The sequence below is a fragment of the Actinomycetota bacterium genome (assembly GCA_013152275.1).
Taxonomy (GTDB): Bacteria; Actinomycetota; Acidimicrobiia; order Spongiisociales; family UBA4744; genus BMS3Bbin01.
Genome location: JAADGS010000090.1, coordinates 91,354 through 108,827 on the forward strand (window position 1 = coordinate 91,354; position 17,474 = coordinate 108,827).

The 17,474-nt window shown below is 63.5% G+C and carries 13 protein-coding genes and 1 pseudogene; 8 read left to right on the forward strand and 6 right to left on the reverse strand.

The genetic code is table 11. The annotated features are described in order from the left end of the window. Positions 1 to 33: 33 nt before the first annotated feature. Positions 34 to 489, reverse strand: coding sequence for a hypothetical protein (locus GXP34_14035; protein NOY57086.1), 456 nt, complete (start codon positions 487 to 489; stop codon positions 34 to 36). 120 nt (positions 490 to 609) lie between these two features. Here GXP34_14035 and GXP34_14040 point away from each other — a divergent pair, with 120 nt between their 5' ends. Continuing rightward, the gene (locus GXP34_14040; protein ID NOY57087.1) at positions 610 to 1,428 is read left to right on the forward strand and encodes a hypothetical protein; all 819 of its coding nucleotides are present in this window, start codon (positions 610 to 612) and stop codon (positions 1,426 to 1,428) included. 4 nt (positions 1,429 to 1,432) lie between these two features. On the opposite strand, the gene GXP34_14045 is transcribed toward GXP34_14040, so the two are convergent. Both GXP34_14045 and GXP34_14050 read right to left on the reverse strand, forming a co-directional pair. Further along, entirely contained in the window at positions 1,433 to 3,580 is a 2,148-nt protein-coding gene (locus tag GXP34_14045; protein ID NOY57088.1) for a ComEC/Rec2 family competence protein, read from the reverse strand. Further along, a complete protein-coding gene (locus tag GXP34_14050) occupies positions 3,577 to 4,122 on the reverse strand; it encodes a ComEA family DNA-binding protein (protein NOY57089.1) in 546 nt (181 codons plus the stop codon). The genes GXP34_14045 and GXP34_14050 overlap by 4 nt, the downstream gene beginning before the upstream one ends. Positions 4,123 to 4,193: 71 nt before the next feature. Between GXP34_14050 and GXP34_14055 the strand changes: the two genes are divergently transcribed. Then, complete coding sequence (locus GXP34_14055) at positions 4,194 to 4,997, forward strand: polyphosphate kinase 2 family protein (GenBank protein ID NOY57090.1); 804 nt, start codon at positions 4,194 to 4,196, stop codon at positions 4,995 to 4,997. Between the two features lie 15 nt (positions 4,998 to 5,012). Further along, a pseudogene (locus GXP34_14060) lies at positions 5,013 to 5,318 on the forward strand (hypothetical protein). Here the strand turns inward: GXP34_14060 and lgt are convergent. Both lgt and GXP34_14070 read right to left on the reverse strand, forming a co-directional pair. Then, positions 5,183 to 6,166, reverse strand: a complete 984-nt coding sequence (gene lgt, locus GXP34_14065) for a prolipoprotein diacylglyceryl transferase (GenBank protein NOY57091.1) — start codon at positions 6,164 to 6,166, stop codon at positions 5,183 to 5,185. The pseudogene GXP34_14060 and the gene lgt overlap by 136 nt on opposite strands. A 22-nt stretch (positions 6,167 to 6,188) precedes the next feature. Continuing rightward, positions 6,189 to 8,633 (reverse strand): leucine--tRNA ligase, encoded by a 2,445-nt coding sequence (locus tag GXP34_14070; protein NOY57092.1) that lies wholly within the window; start codon positions 8,631 to 8,633, stop codon positions 6,189 to 6,191. Between the two features lie 159 nt (positions 8,634 to 8,792). On the opposite strand from GXP34_14070, the gene GXP34_14075 reads away from it, so the two are divergent. The 4 genes from GXP34_14075 (at position 8,793) to GXP34_14090 (ending at position 14,105) form a co-directional block, all read left to right on the forward strand. Next, positions 8,793 to 9,254, forward strand: a complete 462-nt coding sequence (locus GXP34_14075; GenBank protein NOY57093.1) for a ferrous iron transport protein A — start codon at positions 8,793 to 8,795, stop codon at positions 9,252 to 9,254. After that, complete coding sequence (gene feoB / locus GXP34_14080) at positions 9,241 to 11,247, forward strand: ferrous iron transport protein B (protein ID NOY57094.1); 2,007 nt, start codon at positions 9,241 to 9,243, stop codon at positions 11,245 to 11,247. The genes GXP34_14075 and feoB overlap by 14 nt, the downstream gene beginning before the upstream one ends. Positions 11,248 to 11,352: 105 nt before the next feature. Continuing rightward, positions 11,353 to 13,173 (forward strand): ABC transporter ATP-binding protein, encoded by a 1,821-nt coding sequence (locus GXP34_14085; GenBank protein ID NOY57095.1) that lies wholly within the window; start codon positions 11,353 to 11,355, stop codon positions 13,171 to 13,173. Positions 13,174 to 13,256: 83 nt separating this feature from the next. Beyond that, on the forward strand, positions 13,257 to 14,105 hold the full coding sequence (locus GXP34_14090) for a 3-hydroxybutyryl-CoA dehydrogenase (GenBank protein NOY57096.1): 849 nt from the start codon (positions 13,257 to 13,259) through the stop codon (positions 14,103 to 14,105). Between the two features lie 77 nt (positions 14,106 to 14,182). Here GXP34_14090 and GXP34_14095 read toward each other — a convergent pair whose 3' ends face one another. Beyond that, positions 14,183 to 15,919, reverse strand: a complete 1,737-nt coding sequence (locus GXP34_14095) for a hypothetical protein (GenBank protein NOY57097.1) — start codon at positions 15,917 to 15,919, stop codon at positions 14,183 to 14,185. 709 nt (positions 15,920 to 16,628) lie between these two features. Between GXP34_14095 and GXP34_14100 the strand changes: the two genes are divergently transcribed. Continuing rightward, the coding region (locus tag GXP34_14100) for a LamG domain-containing protein (GenBank protein ID NOY57098.1) at positions 16,629 to 17,474 on the forward strand (846 nt) is incomplete at its 3' end.

Consider the following 17,474-nt stretch of genomic DNA (forward strand, 5'->3'; position numbering starts at 1 on the left):
CTGATTACTGAAGACCGATAACTGAAAACTGCCTCACGGCCCGACGAGCAGTGAGCCTGTCAACAGGTGAGCCCCGGGATCGAGGTGGAACACCACCGTATCGGTTCCTGTCTCCGCAGGGTCGATACGGCCGATCGCCACAGGAATCACCATGCGGTTCAACGACAGATCAACCGTGCCCTGCCACGGATACGCCGAGTTGTTCGTGACCCGGACGGTCAGGTTGAGCCGACCATCCGATTCGGCCCGGGCCTTCAGATCCACGGCTAGGCCGCCACAAAGGCCGCTATCTTCCCCGGTCTGTCCCGTTGCCGAACTGGTAACGACCGCGCTGCCGTCTTCGGCGACGATGACACTGAACGGTGCTGCCACGTTTTCCTCGCAGGTCAGCACGTGGGTGAGACCGCGAAGTGACGATGCTGCAATCGGGATCAAGAAGACCCCGAGTATCAACACGATCGCAACCCGCGACTTGAGGATCGATGGCATGGTTCCAGTGTAAGACGCAGACACCGGCTTGCTCCCGACATCCGGCAACGACCCGCCGTAAACGGCACGCTCCGACTCTGGTCACCAGGGACTCGGCACCGGGAACTACCATCACGAGCTGTGACGAACATTCCTTATCGACGAGCACGCATCCTCCTCACCGGCGTAGGGCTGATCGTGCTCAGCCTCGTCGCCTTGATCATGTATGTGCGCAGCGTCGATCCCATCGAAGTGATCGGAACGCTGCTCTTCATCCCTGTCTTTCTCGGCTTGATGTTCTGGGGCCTTCGCGGAGGCGTGATCGTCGGTCTGGTTGCCGCCGTCGCATACGCCGCCATTCGGTCTCCCGCGATCGCAGCCGTTGGTGCCGGCCGATTCACCGGGCTGATCCTCGGCAGAGCGGCCGGATATCTGGCATTCGGGGCAATCGGTGGCTGGGCGGCGGATCAGCTGCGTGCTTCTATCGACAAGCTCGGCCTCTACGACCAGGTCGACGATGCGACGGGCCTGCTGAATGCCAGGGCGGTCCTGCAGACGATCGACATGGAACGCAGCCGTGCCCGGCGATACGAGAAAGTCTTCTCGGTGGTGCTCGTCGAAATCCCCACATCGGTGTTCGAGGGGTTGCGACGGCGCAAACGTCGCACCGTGCTGAAGGAGATCGGCCGCGATCTGGCGGCAAGCATACGGGCTGCCGATCGCTGCGGACATGCGCTGGAGGCAGACCGGCATCTGATCACCGTCATCCTCCCGGAGACCGGCCGTCAGGGAGCCCAGAGCTTCTTGGACACGCTCCAGCTCCGCCTCGCCGAGGGCTTGCGGAATCGCGGCGCCTCCCCGGATCGGATCGTGGGAGATCTCGTTACGTTCCCGGATGACCCCGTCGACGAGATCGAGGTGCGCCTCGGAGCGATAGCGCAACGAGAGTTCCCCGACTGATCGTTCACCGGAAGGGGACCACGATGTCGCCTTCTTCATCGGTGCGTCGCACGACCGTGCCGGCAGACTCAAAGGCCGCGATGACCTCGAGAGACGGGTGTCCGAACGTGTTTTGCCCGACGCTGATGATCGCCTGCGTCGGTCTCGTCGAGAGAAGCCACCCGACATCCGAAGTATCGGCTCCCTGATGAGGCACTTTCAGCACATCGGTGGGGATGGGTCCGAGTTCGGACTGGGCGATCTTCTCCACGTCGCCGGGAAAGAGCATCGTCGTCCCGTAGCCCTGCACGACGAGTACGAGAGACTGGTCGTTGGGCGATGCATAGCGTCGCAGAGGCCCTGCCACGATGATGTCGAGGTCCCCGATGGCGACCCTCTGCCCGACCGGTGGCACCAGAACAGGGACCCCTCGCCGTTCGGCCTCCGAGAGCAACTCGACGGAGGCGGGCCCGCCTTGCGGATACCCGGAGTGCCACAGTGCCCCCACGGGGAGATGCTCGAGAACGGCCAGGAGCCCCGCCGCGTGATCATCGTGTGGATGCGACAGCACCATGAGATCGATGCTGCGGACCCCGTACTCTGCAAGCTTGTGCAGGATCAGAACGGGGTCAGGCCCCCCGTCGATCAGCAGCGTCTGGCCGCCCGAACCGATGATGAGTTCCGAGTCCCCTTGTCCGACGTCCAGGAACACGGTCGACGGGCCGGCTACTCGATGTGCGGGGATGGCGACCGTGACGAACACGATCGCCCCTGCAACCACGGCGAGCAGAGGACGCAGCTTCCGTGATCGGGCAAGGAAGCCGCCTGCCGCGACCAGAAGAGCAGCCATCGGCCCGATCTGCGGCCAACTCGAGGCCGTCTTCGCGATGAACAGCACGGCGCCCGCGGCGCGCACCCCCACTTCGGTCAGGAACGGCACGCCTGCGAGGAGTCCGATTCCTCCTGATGCCGTCGAGGTCATCACCAGTGGCGATGCGAGGAGATTGGCCAGTGGTGAGAGCAGCGGCAACGCACCGAAGTGTGCAAGGAGGACTGGAGCGACTGCTATCTGCGCTGCAACGGTCACTCCCAGGGGTGCACCGAGCCGGCGGGGTAATCGGTCCTTGAAGATGTCGGCCCCCGCCATGACCCCGATCGTCGCGGCAACGGAAAGTTGGAATCCGATATCTCCGCCGAGTTCGCCCGACACCAGCAGCAGCGCCGAAACGGACGTGCCGAGTGCGATCCACGGTGTGAGGGCGATTCCGACGGAGCGAGCCACCAACAGGAGGCCTGCCATGCCCGCGGCACGAAGGACCGAAGGCTCCCAACGGGTTATGACCACGAACACGGCAAGGCCGACCAGGCCGGCGACCGCCCTCCGGCGAGGTCCGAAGGCGAACGGCCCGACGATGACCCACCAAAGCAGAAGGAACAGCGCAACGTTGGACCCCGAGACCGCAACGAAATGGGACAGTCCCGACCTGCGAAGCTGGTCCGAGGCCACCGGTGGCAATCGGCGAATATCACCGATCAGAAACCCGGAGAGCAGCGCTTCCGCGGCGCCCCCGCCGTGAGCATCCAGTCCTGCCGCGATCCTTCGCCGCACGGCGTTCCCAACCGAGAACAAAGGGTCGGAGGCCGATGATACGATCGTCACGCTCGCACCCCGGATGACGCCGGCATACGGATCACCGCGCGCTCTCCCGCCTTGCGTCCGGGCGGTACCTTTCACGACCACGCGATCCCGGGCGGCAATCTCGGTTGCCGTATCGACCGCGACGAGGATCGGAGCCCCATCCCAGACCTGCCAGGTGTGGTCATACTCGATGTGGGTCGGTTGGAAGAGGAACCAGTCGCCCGATCCGCCGGGACGGAGATCGTCGATTGCCCAGCCCGCGAGCTTGACGGGGCCGTCGACCGAGGGAGCTGTGAGCACCGACGACTCCCTTGCCGCAGACAGCGAGCCGGAGAGCGAGCCTGCCACGAGCAGCGCAGCAGCCACGACCGTCCAATCTCGACGGACGGTCACCAGAATCGTGCCTCCGACGACCACCGCCCCGGCGACCGCGGGCACGCCTACGAGCCTGCCGACGGCCACGGCACTCCACACGAGCGCTCCGGCACCCAGAGTCCAGCGTCCGGCGACGCCGGGCAGTCGCAGTCGTGTCACGGCACGATCACCGAATCACGAAGCGCCGCAAGTTTTCCTTCACCGATGCCGGGAACATCCAAGAGATCCTCGATGGTCTCAAATGGCCCGTTGCGTTCGCGGTAGTCGAATATGCGCTTGGCGAGGACCGGTCCCACCCCCGGCAACGCTTCCAACTCTTGCGCGCCGGCGCGATTGACCGCGACCTTGCCTGCATCCACGGCCGCCGGTGACCCCTCGGCGGCGATCGAAGGTACATCGACCTGCTGCCCATCAGAGATCGGCGCGGCGAGATTGACGCCGCTCAACTGCGCATAGGGAAGGACCCCGCCTGCTCCGGCGATGGCGTCGGCCACGCGTGCCGGTGCCGAGATCTCGACGAGGCCCGGATGGAGGACCGCCCCCGACACGTAGACGGTCACCGTGTCGATCGCCTCCTCGAGACGAACGGCCGGAGGGGTCTCCACAGGAGCTGTGGCCGCGCTCGGTCTGCCGAACCAGAGGCCGGCAGCCGCTGCAAGCGCGAGCGCCCCTGCTGCAATGAGAGTGGAGAATCGAGTCAAGGATCCCTCGTCGCTCTTGTATCACCCTGCCGCCGCCGGGTGAAGTAGGTTGTGCTCGACCAAGGAGACACATGAACCGCTATCGCGTCGAACCCGGAACCGCCGTCCGCCTCTCCGAACGGGATCCGGCAGACACGACGGCGTTCACCGGCAAGAAGAAGGCCGGCCGCAAGAAAGCCCAGGCGTTGAATCACAGATTGGAGAATCTCCAGGAACTTCTCTACGCGGAAGGAAAACACCGACTCCTCGTCGTGCTCCAGGCGATGGACACCGGTGGCAAGGATGGAACGATCCGGCATGTCTTCGACGGCACGAACCCACAGGGTGTCAAGGTCGCCTCATTCAAGAAGCCCACGTCACGAGAGCTGGCCCACGACTACTTGTGGCGAGTCCACCCGCACACACCGGGCAACGGCGAGATCGTCATCTTCAACCGTTCCCACTACGAGGACGTTCTTGTCGTCAGGGTGCACGGCCTCGTCCCGGCCGACGTCTGGAGCCGGCGCTACGACCAGATCAATGCCTTCGAGAAGAGACTCGCCGACGAGGGCACGACGATCCTCAAGTTCTTCCTGCACATCTCCAAGGAGGAGCAGCGACTGCGGCTGCAGGCCCGTCTGGACGAGCCGACGAAACACTGGAAGTTCTCCCGGAACGACCTCGCCGAACGGCAACGGTGGGACGCCTACGCGGAGGCGTACGAGGCCGTCCTGTCAAAGACGTCGACTCCGTCGGCACCTTGGTACGTGGTTCCTGCAGACCGGAAGTGGTACCGCAACCTGGTGGTCTCCGAGGTGCTGGTCGACACGCTCGAACGTCTCGACATGCGATACCCGGAGGCGGAGGAGGGTCTCGACCAGGTGGTCATCACCTGAACGGTTTTCCTGTCAATGGCAGCGTCGGATAGCGACGCCGGCATTGACGAGAAAATGGGAGTGGTTTTTCTGTCAATGGCAGCGTCGGATAGCGACGCCAGCATTGACGAGAAAGCGGGTGATATCCCGCTCTCTGTGCACATCGATGTCGACGTCGTCAATCCCGCCGAAATGCCGGCCGTGAACTACCCATCGCCCGGCGGCCCGTCGCTGGATGCCGTGGCGTCGTTGTTGCGCTCGATCTCGTCGACCGGCCGGCTGCTCGCCTGCTCATTCTCGTCCTGGAATCCTGCGCTCCCTGGAGCGGAGGCCCCTGCGGCCGCAACCGAGACACTCACCGACGCGTTGGCGTGGCTGCGCGCTAGCGATGCCTGTCGAACCAGGAATACGGTGAGCGCACCGATGACCACCAGTGCGGCAACGAGTTGGTTGGCCCGAAACCCGAACACGTGTGTGGCGGAGTCGGTACGGATGAACTCGAGGAGAAAACGACCGAGACCGTAGAACACCAGATACCCCATGATCATGTTGCCTCTGGCGATCTTGAACCGTTTCTCGATCAGCAGCAGCAGCGGGATCACGAGAAGCGCGTTCCACGCAGACTCGTAGAGGAACGTCGGATGAAACGTGGCCGCATCCGCATACTGAGAGGGGCGGAACTGCGGGGCGATCTGCACTGCCCATGGAAGGTTGGACGGCGTGCCGAACAGCTCCTGGTTCATGTAGTTGCCCCACCGCCCGATCGCCTGGGCGGCGGGTAACCCGATCGCCGCCGCATCTGCGAACGCGGCGACGTTCCAGAACCGCCCCTTGCCCGGAGTCCTGTGAACGAGCATGAGGACAACACCGACGATCGCTCCGACGGTCAGTCCACCGAAGAACGCCAAACCGCCTTCCCAGATGGCGAAAACGTGCCACAACCCTCCTGAGGTCACCTCGGCCCAGCGTGGGATCACATACGCGGCCCTGGCCCCGAGCAAGCCTCCAACGACCGCCCATATGGACACGGTCTCCGCGAGGTGTGGGTCTCCCCCGTAGCGCTCGAACCGCCGCATCGTCACCCAGATCGCGACGAGCACACCGATGCCGATGAGCAGCCCGTAGTAGTGGATCGTCAGAGGACCGATCGACAACGTGTTGGTTGATGGGGAGGGAATCGACGCAAGCATCGACATGAGGCTACCGCCCTTGTCAGTCAACCACGATGTTGACGAGTCTCGGTGCCCGAACAACCACCCTGCGAATCATCTTGCCATCTGTCCAAGAACGAATCCGCTCCGACGCAAAGGCAACCTTTTCTGCCTCTTCCTCGGTGATGTCTGCAGGCACCCGAGCTCGGTCTCGCACCTTGCCGTTGATTTGGATGACCATGGTGATGACATCCTCGACGATCAGGGCAGGATCGAACTGTGGCCACGCTTCGGTGGCGAGCATCGTCTCATGCCCGGTCAGCTCCCACAGCTCGTGGGCCGCGTGCGGAGCCATCGGTGCGAGCATCTGCAGCAGTAGTCCGTAGACCTCGTCGAAGGTCTCTTTCCGCGCTCCGCTGCGAACGTAGGCGAGAAGAGCGTTGTTGAACTCCATGAGCGCCGCCACACCCGTGTTGAACGCGAATCGGTCGATGTCACCGGTGACCTTGGCCAGCGTACGGTGGGCTGTCTGACGGATCGCGAGGTCTGCCGGTGCCGGTTCCCTGGTTTCGAAGGAAGTCGTCTCGGTGCCGAGACGCCACACCCGGTCGAGGAACCGGGCCGTCCCTTCGACACCCCGATCGTTCCACACCGCGTCGTCGGTCGGCGGTCCGATGAACAGCTCGTACAGGCGGATGGCGTCGGCGCCATACCGCTCGTAGTACGGGTCCGGAGCGACGACATTCCCCTTCGATTTGGACATCTTCGCGCCGTCTTTGGTGAGCATTCCCTGCGTGAACAAAGCTGTGAACGGCTCCTGGAATCCGACCATGCCGAGGTCGTACAGCACCTTGGTGAAGAACCGGGCGTAGAGCAGGTGCAGCACGGCATGCTCGACTCCACCGATGTACTGGTCGATCGGCATCCAGTAGTCGACCCTGTCGCGGGCAAATGGCAGCGCGTCGTTGTGCGGATCGGTGTAGCGGAGGAAATACCAGGATGAATCGACGAACGTGTCCATCGTGTCCGTCTCCCGTTCCGCGGGACCGCCACAGGACGGACAGGTCGTGTTCACGAAGTCGGGGTCGGCAGCCAGTGGCGATCGGCCTTTGGGTGCGTAGTCCTCGATGTCGGGCAGGAGCACCGGCAGCTCCTCGTCCGGTACGGGTACGGCGCCACAGGAAGGGCAGTGGACGATCGGGATCGGTGCCCCCCAGTACCGCTGCCGGCTGATCAGCCAATCGCGCAGGCGAAGTTGCACGGACGCCTTGCCGATGCCCTGCTCTTCCAGCCACGCGGTGACGGCCGGTTTCCCCTCTTCGGGAGCACGCAGCCCGTCGAACGGCCCGCTGTTGACCATGACGCCGTCGCCCGTGTAGGCCTCGTCGAGATCGGAGCCGTCCCACTCTGGTGGTGCGATCACGACAGGGATCGGCAGGCCGTGCACTTTGGCGAAAGCGAAATCACGGGTGTCGTGGGCGGGGACCGCCATGATCGCCCCGGTGCCGTAGGACATGAGAACGTAGTCGGCGATGAAGATCGGCACCTTCTGACCGTTGGCCGGATTGATCGCGTTGGCACCCACGAATATGCCCCGCTTCTCACCATCCTTCGAGAGGCGCTCCACTTCACTTTCGCGTCGCACAAGATCGACGAACGCACGTACCTCCGCTTCATGCTCCGTGCCCCGCGCCAGCTCTTCGACGAGCGGGTGCTCCGGGGCGACCACGACGAACGTCATCCCGAAGATGGTGTCCGGTCGAGTCGTGTACACGGAGAACGCCAGGTCGGGCCGCCCCGCGACCTGCATGGTGAACTCGGCCCCCTCGGACCGCCCAATCCAGTTCTCCTGCATGGTCCGGACACGTTCCGGCCATCGATCGAGCGTCGCCAGGTCGTCGAGCAGACGCTGCGCGTAGTCGGTGATCTTGAAGAACCATTGATCCAGGTCACGATGCTCGACCGGGGTACCACAGCGTTCGCACACCCCGTCGACGACCTGCTCATTGGCCAGCACCGTCTGATCTTTCGGACACCAATTGACCGGTGCATTCTTCTTGTAGGCAAGACCCCGTTCAAAAAAGCGCAGGAACAGCCACTGGGTCCATCGGTAGTACTCGGGCGTGTGAGCGGCGACTTCCCGATCCCAGTCGTAGACCGCGCCGAGGCGCTTGAGCTGCTCGGTCATCTTTACGATCCGCTGTTCGGTGAACACCCGCGGATGAACCCCCGTCTGGATGGCAGCGTTCTCCGCCGGCAGCCCGAACGAATCCCAACCCATGGGGGCGAGGACGTTGCGCCCACGCATCTTCTGGTAGCGGGTCAGCAGGTCGGTGTACGTGTAGTTCCGCAGATGCCCCATGTGGAGATCACCCGACGGGTAGGGGTACATCTGCACGTTATAGAACTTGGGCCTCGGATCATCATCGTCTGCGCTGAAGACCCGATCTTCCTCCCACCGCTCCTGCCACTTGTGTTCGACTGTTACGAAATCGTACGACGCCATCTCACTCCTCCGGAGCAGGCAGCGTACCAGTGAGCAGACCTCCCGCCGCTCTGCCCGGTCTGCGCCAACGTACGGTGTTGGCTTTTCCCGGACCCCCAGGTATCTGACACGGCGTCAATTACCCGCCATACCGGCGGTCTTCTACCATTGAAGGCTCCAATGAGTCCCGACCTCATACAACCACTGACCATCTGTCGCATCCGGTCCCTGAGCGAAGAGAATGGCCTCTCCACCCGTCTCGCCCAGATGGGAATCCTCCCTGGCGTGGAACTGCAGATCGTGCGCACCGGCCCCTTCGGCGGTGCGGTCGAAGTCGCCCTCGATCATGGTGATCTGGTGGCACTCCGATCCGATGAGATCGCGGCGATGGACTGCGATATCGTGGCCATGCCGCTCACGTCCGTGGCCGTCACGCAAAGAAGCTATCGCATCATGTCGCTGGCGGGAGGCAACGGTTTCCGAAGACGTATGGGGGAACTCGGCCTGACCGAAGGCGCCCGTATCGATGTGCTGGCAACGCACCCGGCGATCCTCGTGCGGGTGACCGGAGAGCCGGTTCGACTGGGTCGAGGCGAGGCGGACAAGATCGTGGTCGAAGAGGCCTCCGATGGCCCACCGTGAGGTATCGGTTGCACTCGCAGCAATTCCCAACACCGGCAAGACAACACTGTTCAATCGCCTGACCGGCTCGAATCGGAAAGTCGGCAACTGGCCAGGAGTGTCCATTCAGAAGGCGGTCGGACACTTCACTCTCGGCGAATACGACGTCAAGCTCATCGATCTTCCTGGTGCCTACTCGATCACCCCGACCTCGGAAGAGGAACGCATCGTCCGTGACTTCTTCCTCAGTGACCCTCCCGAAGTGATCCTCAACATTCTCGACGCTCGCAACCTGTATCGCGGGTTGGGGTTCACCCTCCAGATGAGCCACAGCGGTCTCCCGATGGTCGTGGCCGTCAACATGATGGATGAAGCCAGGCGTGCCGGACTCGATCTCGATCTGGAGGTACTCGGAGAGCATCTCGGCTGTCCGGTGATCCCGGTCGTCGCCAGAACCGGTGAGGGCCTCCCCTCCCTCAGGCAGGCGCTGTACGAGACGATCCGGAATCCGGAACAGGCCCGCCCACCCCACGTGTCGTGGCCACCGGTGGTGGAAGCCGCGGTCGCCGATCTCGCCCGCGAGATCGAACGCAAGGCAGGACCGACCGATCTCGACGAGGGATTCCTCGCCCTGCGCGTCTTGGAAGGCGACACCGTCCCGCCTCTCGAAGATCACCCTGCAATGGCCGAGATCCGGGCCAGTGCCGCCGAGTGGCGAAATCGTGTCGAAGAGACCACCGGCGCCAAGATACCGGCGGTCTGCGCACAGTGCCGTTTCAACTCGGCCCGTGGCCTGGTCCTCGAGGCGACTCAGCGCAAACCTCCGCTTCCGGACGCTCTGAGCGAGAAACTGGATCGGGTGCTCCTGCACCGGTGGCTCGGTCTCCCTCTCTTCGCGGTGATCATGCTGATCGTCTTCCAAGGTGTCTACGCCCTGGGAACACCCTTGCAGTCCTGGCTTGCCTCGCTCTTCTCCCTCATCGGAGACGGACTGTCCCAAGTGATGTCGGGCCTCCCACAGCTCCTGCGCTCGTTCATCGTCAGCGGCCTCTGGGAAGGCCTCGCGACCGTCGCCTCCTTCTTCCCGATCATCCTGCTCTTCTTTCTGTTCATGTCCATCATCGAGGACTCCGGCTACATGGCCCGTGCCGCGTTCTTGATGGACCGGCTCATGCACCGTCTCGGCCTCGACGGCAAAGGGTTCATCAACCTGCTGCTCGGCTACGGCTGCAACGTCCCCGCGGTGATGGGCACCCGGGTCCTGTCGGGGAAGCACAACCGGATCCGGGCCATGCTGCTGATCCCGTTCACCCTGTGCAGCGCCCGACTGCAGGTCTTCGTGTTCCTCTCCGCCATTCTGTTCTCGCCGCACGTCGCTCCATGGGTTGTGTTCGCCCTCTATCTCGGCAGCTTCGGTGCGGTCATCGGAGTCGGGCTGCTCCTCAAGGTGCTACAGATCGCCGGTCCACCGGAACCGTTCATCATGGAGATCCCCCCGTATCGTCTCCCGACGGCGCGGACGGTCGGCCTGCGTGCCGGGTACGAGGTCAAGGACTTCCTGTACCGGGCCGGCACCATGATCACCATCGGAGTCGTCATCGTCTGGCTGCTGACGAACCTTCCACCGGGAGTCGACGTCGCAGGGCCGACGAGCTACGCGGGCATCCTTGGTCGGGTATTCGAGCCCCTCTTCCATCCCCTCGGCATCGGATGGCAGGAGACCGTGGCGCTGCTCTTCGGTTTCATCGCCAAGGAGATCGTCATCGGTGCCTTCGCCCTCATCTACGGTGGCGATCTCACCACACAGATCGCCGCCAACATCACCGCCCTTCAGGGCATCTCCTTCATGGTGTTCACGCTGCTCTACACACCATGTGTGGCAACGATTGCCGCCATACGGGCCGAAGCCCGCTCGTGGAAGGTCGCCGCCGGCGCACTGGGACTGGGTCTCGTCATCGCTTGGCTCGCAGCATTTCTCGTCTATCAGGGCGGGCGTCTGCTCGGCTTCTCGTAGATGGGAGGACCGGTAGGCTCGAACCACGTCCCTGTGACTTCGCGCCGCTCCTGACGCGTCCGCCAAGCCGGATCGCGGCCCCGGCCAGGCAGTAGTGTCCTGACGATGACAGATCCCGCCGATCATCGCCCGCTGACACGCCTTTGGCGCTACGCCGTTGCTCACCGATCGCGCATCGTCGCAGCGACGGTGTTCTCGATCCTGAACAAGGCATTCGACCTCGCTCCTCCCGTCCTGATCGGTGTGGCCATCGATGTCGTGGTTCGACGTCAGGATTCCTTCCTCTCCCGATTCGGCTTCTCAGACACCCGGGAACAGTTGGTCGTGCTGGCGATCTTGACCTTCGTGATCTGGGCACTCGAATCTGCTTTCGAGTACGCGTATGCCGTCACCTGGCGCAACCTCGCTCAAGCCATCCAGCACGACCTGCGTGTCGACGGATACGCGCATGTGCAGAAACTGGACCTCGCCTACTTCGAAGACCACTCGACAGGCGGCCTCATGGCGATCCTCAACAACGACGTCAACCAACTGGAACGGTTCCTCGATGGCGGTGCAAACGACATGCTCCAGGTACTCACGACGGTGGTTCTCATCGGCGCGATGTTCTTCGCCCTCGCCCCGACCGTCGCCTGGATGGCCTTTCTGCCGATACCGTTCATCCTCTGGGGGTCGTTCCGATTCCAGCAACGCATCGCACCACGGTACGCGGAGGTGCGCGAATACGCGGGGATGATCAACCAGCAGCTCTCCAACAATCTCACCGGGATCACCACGATCAAGAGCTTCACCGCAGAAACGCGCGAGGAGGAACGCATCGCCGAAGCCAGCCGCCGTTATCAGGAGGCCAACCAGCGGGCGATCAAGCTCAGCTCCGCGTTCTCCCCTCTGATCCGGATCGTCATCCTCGTCGGGTTCACCGCCACGCTGATCGCAGGCGGCTTCCTCACCCTGCAAGGCGGAATCCAGGTGGGTGCCTACAGCGTGATGGTGTTCCTGACCCAGCGACTGCTCTGGCCCCTCACCCGTCTCGGACAAACCTTCGACCTCTACCAGAGAGCGATGGCATCCACGAACCGAATCCTCGACCTTCTCGACAGTCGGGCGTCGATCGTCGATGGCCCGATGTCGCTGCCGCCGGGGTTGACCGAGAGCCACATCGAGTTCGACCACGTCGAGTTCTCCTACAACCCCGGATTCCCGGTCATCGACGATTTGAGCATCACGATCCCCGCCGGCCGTACGACCGCGATCGTCGGTGCAACCGGATCGGGCAAGACGACACTCGTCAAGCTCCTCCTCAGGTTCTACGACGTCACCGGAGGTTCGATCCGCATCGAAGGCCACGAGATTCGCGAGCTCTCCCTGACGTCCTTGCGCCAGGCCATAGGCTTGGTCAGCCAAGATGTGTACCTGTTCCACGGCACGGTGCGCGAGAACATCGCTTATGGGAAACCGGATGCGACATTCGATGAGATCGTCGCAGCCGCCAGGATCGCGGAAGCCCATGGTTTCATCCTCGAACTCCCCGACGGGTACGAATCGATCGTCGGTGAGCGCGGGCAGAAGCTGTCTGGTGGCCAGCGTCAGCGGATCTCGATTGCCAGAGCCGTCCTGGCCGACCCGCCGATCCTCATCCTCGACGAGGCGACGTCGTCGGTCGACAATGAGACGGAGGCGGCCATCCAGCGATCTCTCGAGTTGATCACACGGAACCGTACGACGATCGCGATCGCTCATCGGCTCTCGACGATCCGCCACGCCGACCGGATCTTTCTCCTCGACCATGGGCAGGTCGTGGAGGACGGTTCGCACGATGACCTTCTCTCGATCGATGGGCTCTACGCATCCTTGTGGAAGGTGCAGACCGGACAGGCGGTCGCCTGGCACGTTGATTCCCGTTCTCGTGACGCTTCACGGGAATAATCCCTTCCGAGCGTCACGAGAAGGGATGATCGGCCCTCAACTTCCTGCGACAATGTCGGAAACGTCACGGAGGAGGACAGGACATGAAGGTTGGGATCGTCGGTTCAGGGCTGATGGGATCCGGGATCGCGGAAGCGTGTGCCCGCGCAGACCTCGACGTGGTCATATCGGAGGTCAGCGACGAACTCATCACGAAGGGTCGTGCCCGCATCGAGCGCTCACTGGACAGAGCGGTCGAGCGAGGCAAGTTGGAGGCGGCGGACCGAGATACCGTCCTGGCCAGGATCCGGTTCACTACCGATCTGGCAGACATGCACGATCGACAGATCGTGATCGAGGCCGCCACCGAACACGAGCCCACAAAACTGGGCATCTTCTCGTCGCTGGACGAGATCGTCGAGGCGACCGACGCGATCCTGGCATCGAACACGTCGTCGATTCCGATTGCGCGACTCGGTCGGGCCACCAAGCGACCCGAGTCGGTGATCGGCATCCATTTCTTCAACCCGGTCCCGGTGATGCAACTCGTCGAGGTGACCCCTTCGATTCTGACCTCCAAGGAGACCATTGCCGGAGCCGACGCGTTCGCCGGGGATGTGCTGGGCAAGAAAGTCATCCACGCCAAGGACCAGGCGGGGTTCATCGTCAATGCGCTGCTTATCCCGATGCTGCTCAACGCCATCCGCATGGTCGAGTCGGGCCTCGCCACGGCCGAAGAGATCGATACCGGTGTGGTCGAAGGCCTTCGTCACCCGATGGGCCCGCTGACCCTCACCGACTTCGTGGGTCTCGATACGACGAAGTACGTTGCGGACGTGCTCTACGAGGAGTTCAAGAACCCCTCGTTTGCAGCTCCACCGTTGCTGGTACGGATGGTCGAGGCAGGCCTGCTCGGCAAGAAGAGCGGAAAGGGCTTCTACGACTACTCCTGACCCGTTCTCGTGACGCTTCGCGGGAATAATCCCGTCGAGACGTCACGAAAACGAGGGTGGTGGGACCGGCGGAAGGCTCACGACTGATAGGTTCGTGGCCGCGCAGAGGCAGATCGATCTCGTGGCTTGCGAATCATCGGAGCACGCGCGGTGACGGCGGGATTCGGATCGTCGCGTTGCGGTGCCGTCACGGGCAGGGTGAGCTGGAAGATGGTCTCGCCGTCGACAAGCCGGTGAGAAAGATCGCCACCCATGCGCTGTGCCAGCATCCGGGAGACGCTCAGGCCGAGTCCGATCGAGTCCGGTCTGCCTGCAGTGGCGTGAGAGTGATAGTACGGCTGGAAGATCTTCTCCGAGTGTTCGGGCGGTATCCCGGCTCCGTCGTCGATGACCTTGACGGCGAGCATTCCGCCGACCGGCTCGATGACCACTCTGATATTGGGGCCGCCGTAGGCAACGGCGTTGGTGACGAGATTGCGGATGATCTGGCGAACTCGCCCCGGGTCGGCCACCGCACGAGCGTCAGGGCGAGTGGCCTCGACGGGAATCTCGCCGGCCAGGTTGAGCGCTTCGAGGACCTGCGTGGCCTGGGCTCGTAGATCGACCGGCACCGCGACCACCGTGAGCGTTCCGTGCTCCGCCCTCCCCATCACGAGAAGGTCATCGATGATCGCTGCCAGGTCAGACGCCTCATCGGCTATGGCCGCAGCCATCTCGGCCCGCTCGTCGGGGGAGAGTCTCGCCGCCTGGTCACGCAGAACTTCGGCGAAACCCAACACACCGGTGAGGGGGGTGCGCAGCTCGTGGGACACACTGGCGATGAACTGGTCCTTGGCGTCGAGTACCTCGGTCAGCGCCTCCACCTGGCGCATCGCCTCGGATCTGTGCGAGAACGCGTAGACGGCGGCGGCGGCCATCATGGCGATCGCGAGGCCGGCGAGCAGAATCCAACGGGCCTCGTAGCGGTCGGCCAGGAGGGGTGAGCCGGCCGCGGGTGTCGCGTCGATTTGCCAGATGCGACTGGCCACCTGAATCGTATCGGTGTGGACCATACCTTCCCTCAAGGGAGGCAGTAGTTGGAGGTGCAGATCGGGCGAATCCGACCCTGTGAGGTTCGGCACCTGATCGGTGATGTCGCGTACCGTCCACTCGAGCACGTCGGCGAGGCCGCCCGGTACCCAATCCGACATCAGATCGGCAAGCACAACCGGGCTGGCGACCAGCGCTTCGACCCTTCCCGACATACCCACGACCGGCTTGTAAACGATGAACGCTTCTTGGCCGGTCGTCGCCAACGGCACGAGCGGTGTGGCGACGGTTCTCCCACTCGTGTACGCCTCCATCAGGTACGGAAGTCGCCCGGGAGGCGACCCTGCATCGAGACCCTGAGGACGCCCGAGGGCGTCGGACGGCTCAAAGTACTGGATCGGGAAGTACACGTTCCGGGATTGCACCGGAACCCGGTTCCCCTCGGCATCGATCTCGAACACCCGGTAGCCAGGAACCCTCGCCGCCATCCGCTCCTCGAATGCCCCGAGATCTGCCCCATGCAGAATCGGCATATAGGCTATTCCCGCCATCCCGGCCTGCAACCCCATGTTGGAGGTGAACCGTCGGTACTCGTCGGCAGTCACGTCCTGGCTGGCTTGGAACAACCCTCCGAGAGCTGCCAGGTAGTGTTCGACATCCTCGACACCTTCCTGGATCGAGGCGACGAGCGCTTCACCGTTCAACGCCAACCGGGCCTCGATCTGACGCTCCACGAGCTGTTGAGTCACAACGGTGGCGACCAACGAAAGGACGGCCACCACCATGAAGACCACAATCGCCGGACGCCAGCCGGGAAGACGCCTCTTCCCCGCGTGCCCTGAACCGCCTCGACTTCTCACTATGGCCCTTTATCGACCATCACGGTCCGAGACCTGAGAGGTTTGGCACTCGGGAGTGGCTGCCAACCCGAGCCTCGCACACACATGCCCGAACGATGGGCCGATCGCGGGAACCCTGAACGACAAAGGGGATTCTGCAATACCCGGACGATCTCGAGACGGGCAACCCGGGCAGCAGGTGACGGCGGATGGGCCTGAGCGGCCGTTCTCGCCACCGAGGGCCGCTCCCCCGTTTACAGCAGGGCAACCGAAGAAACATGCCTGTTCGCCGATGGGCCGATGCACGGTCCTGGCCAACGACGGCCAACCTTGTGGACCTGAGCCATCTGCACTTCGACTCAACGACCGTGAACGCCCTCAACTCCCAATGACTGCCTCGGAACTCGAGAAGCCACTTGTGCCGCGTCGACGCGTTCGCAGATGTGTTCTCAGACGTCTCTCGATCCGCAACAGCATCACGCCGTCCGGCCGCTCTGCGCGAGTGGGTCGAATCCGCGGCGCACGTATCAATGGAACCGACTATGTTTCTGGCTAGACCGTCGGGGGAACGGATTACGAGGGCTCGGGAGGCCCGTATGAGCACCGTCACACACACCGGCTTTGGCGCGTCGCGCCGCCATCACGGAACGGCACCGTGAGTCGCACCGTGGGCCGGCACCGCGCCGGAGGCCGCCGGGTCAGCGAACGGCCGGCAGCCTTTCTCTCCGGTGGCCGACGCACCCTGATCCTCCTCGTCGCCTTCTCTCTCGTTGCTTCGCTCCTCGCCCTCCTCGGTCCCCCCATCCTCAGTGCCTCGGCCTCCCCGAGGGTGGCTGATGGTCTTGTCGCTTTGTATGAGTTTGGGGAAGGGTCCGGGTCGTCGGTGGGTGACACGTCCGGCTTCGGGACGGCCCTCGATCTGGACATTCAGGATCCGGGCGGTGTGACCTGGGGACCGGACGGACTCACCGTCGATGCAGCCACCATCATCTCCTCGCCGGGGGCGGCCACCAAGATCATCAATGCCGTGCAGGCCTCCAACGAGATCACGGTCGAAGCCTGGGTCGACCCTGCGAACCTCACCCAGAACGGTCCGGCACGCATCGTGACGATCTCCCTCGACCTCTACAACCGCAACATGACCTTGGGTCAGGGTGTGTGGAGCACCACCGGGGACCGTATCGAGGCGCGCCTGCGTACCACGAGCACCGATGCCAGCGGTCAGCCGGCCATCCGCACCGACACCGCGACACTGCCCAACCGGTTGGTTCACGTCGTCTACACCCGCGACGCGTCCGGCCGCCGTCTACCTCGACGGCACCCTCACCGCCACCGGGACCGTGGCAGGAGACTTCTCCAACTGGGACCCGAACTATGGTCTCGCCCTCGCCAACGAGTTCACCCAAGATCGCCCCTGGCTCGGCACCTTCTGCCTCGTCGCCCTCTACGACAAAGCCCTCACCCCCACCGAGATCACCCAAAACTACGACGCAGGCTGCAC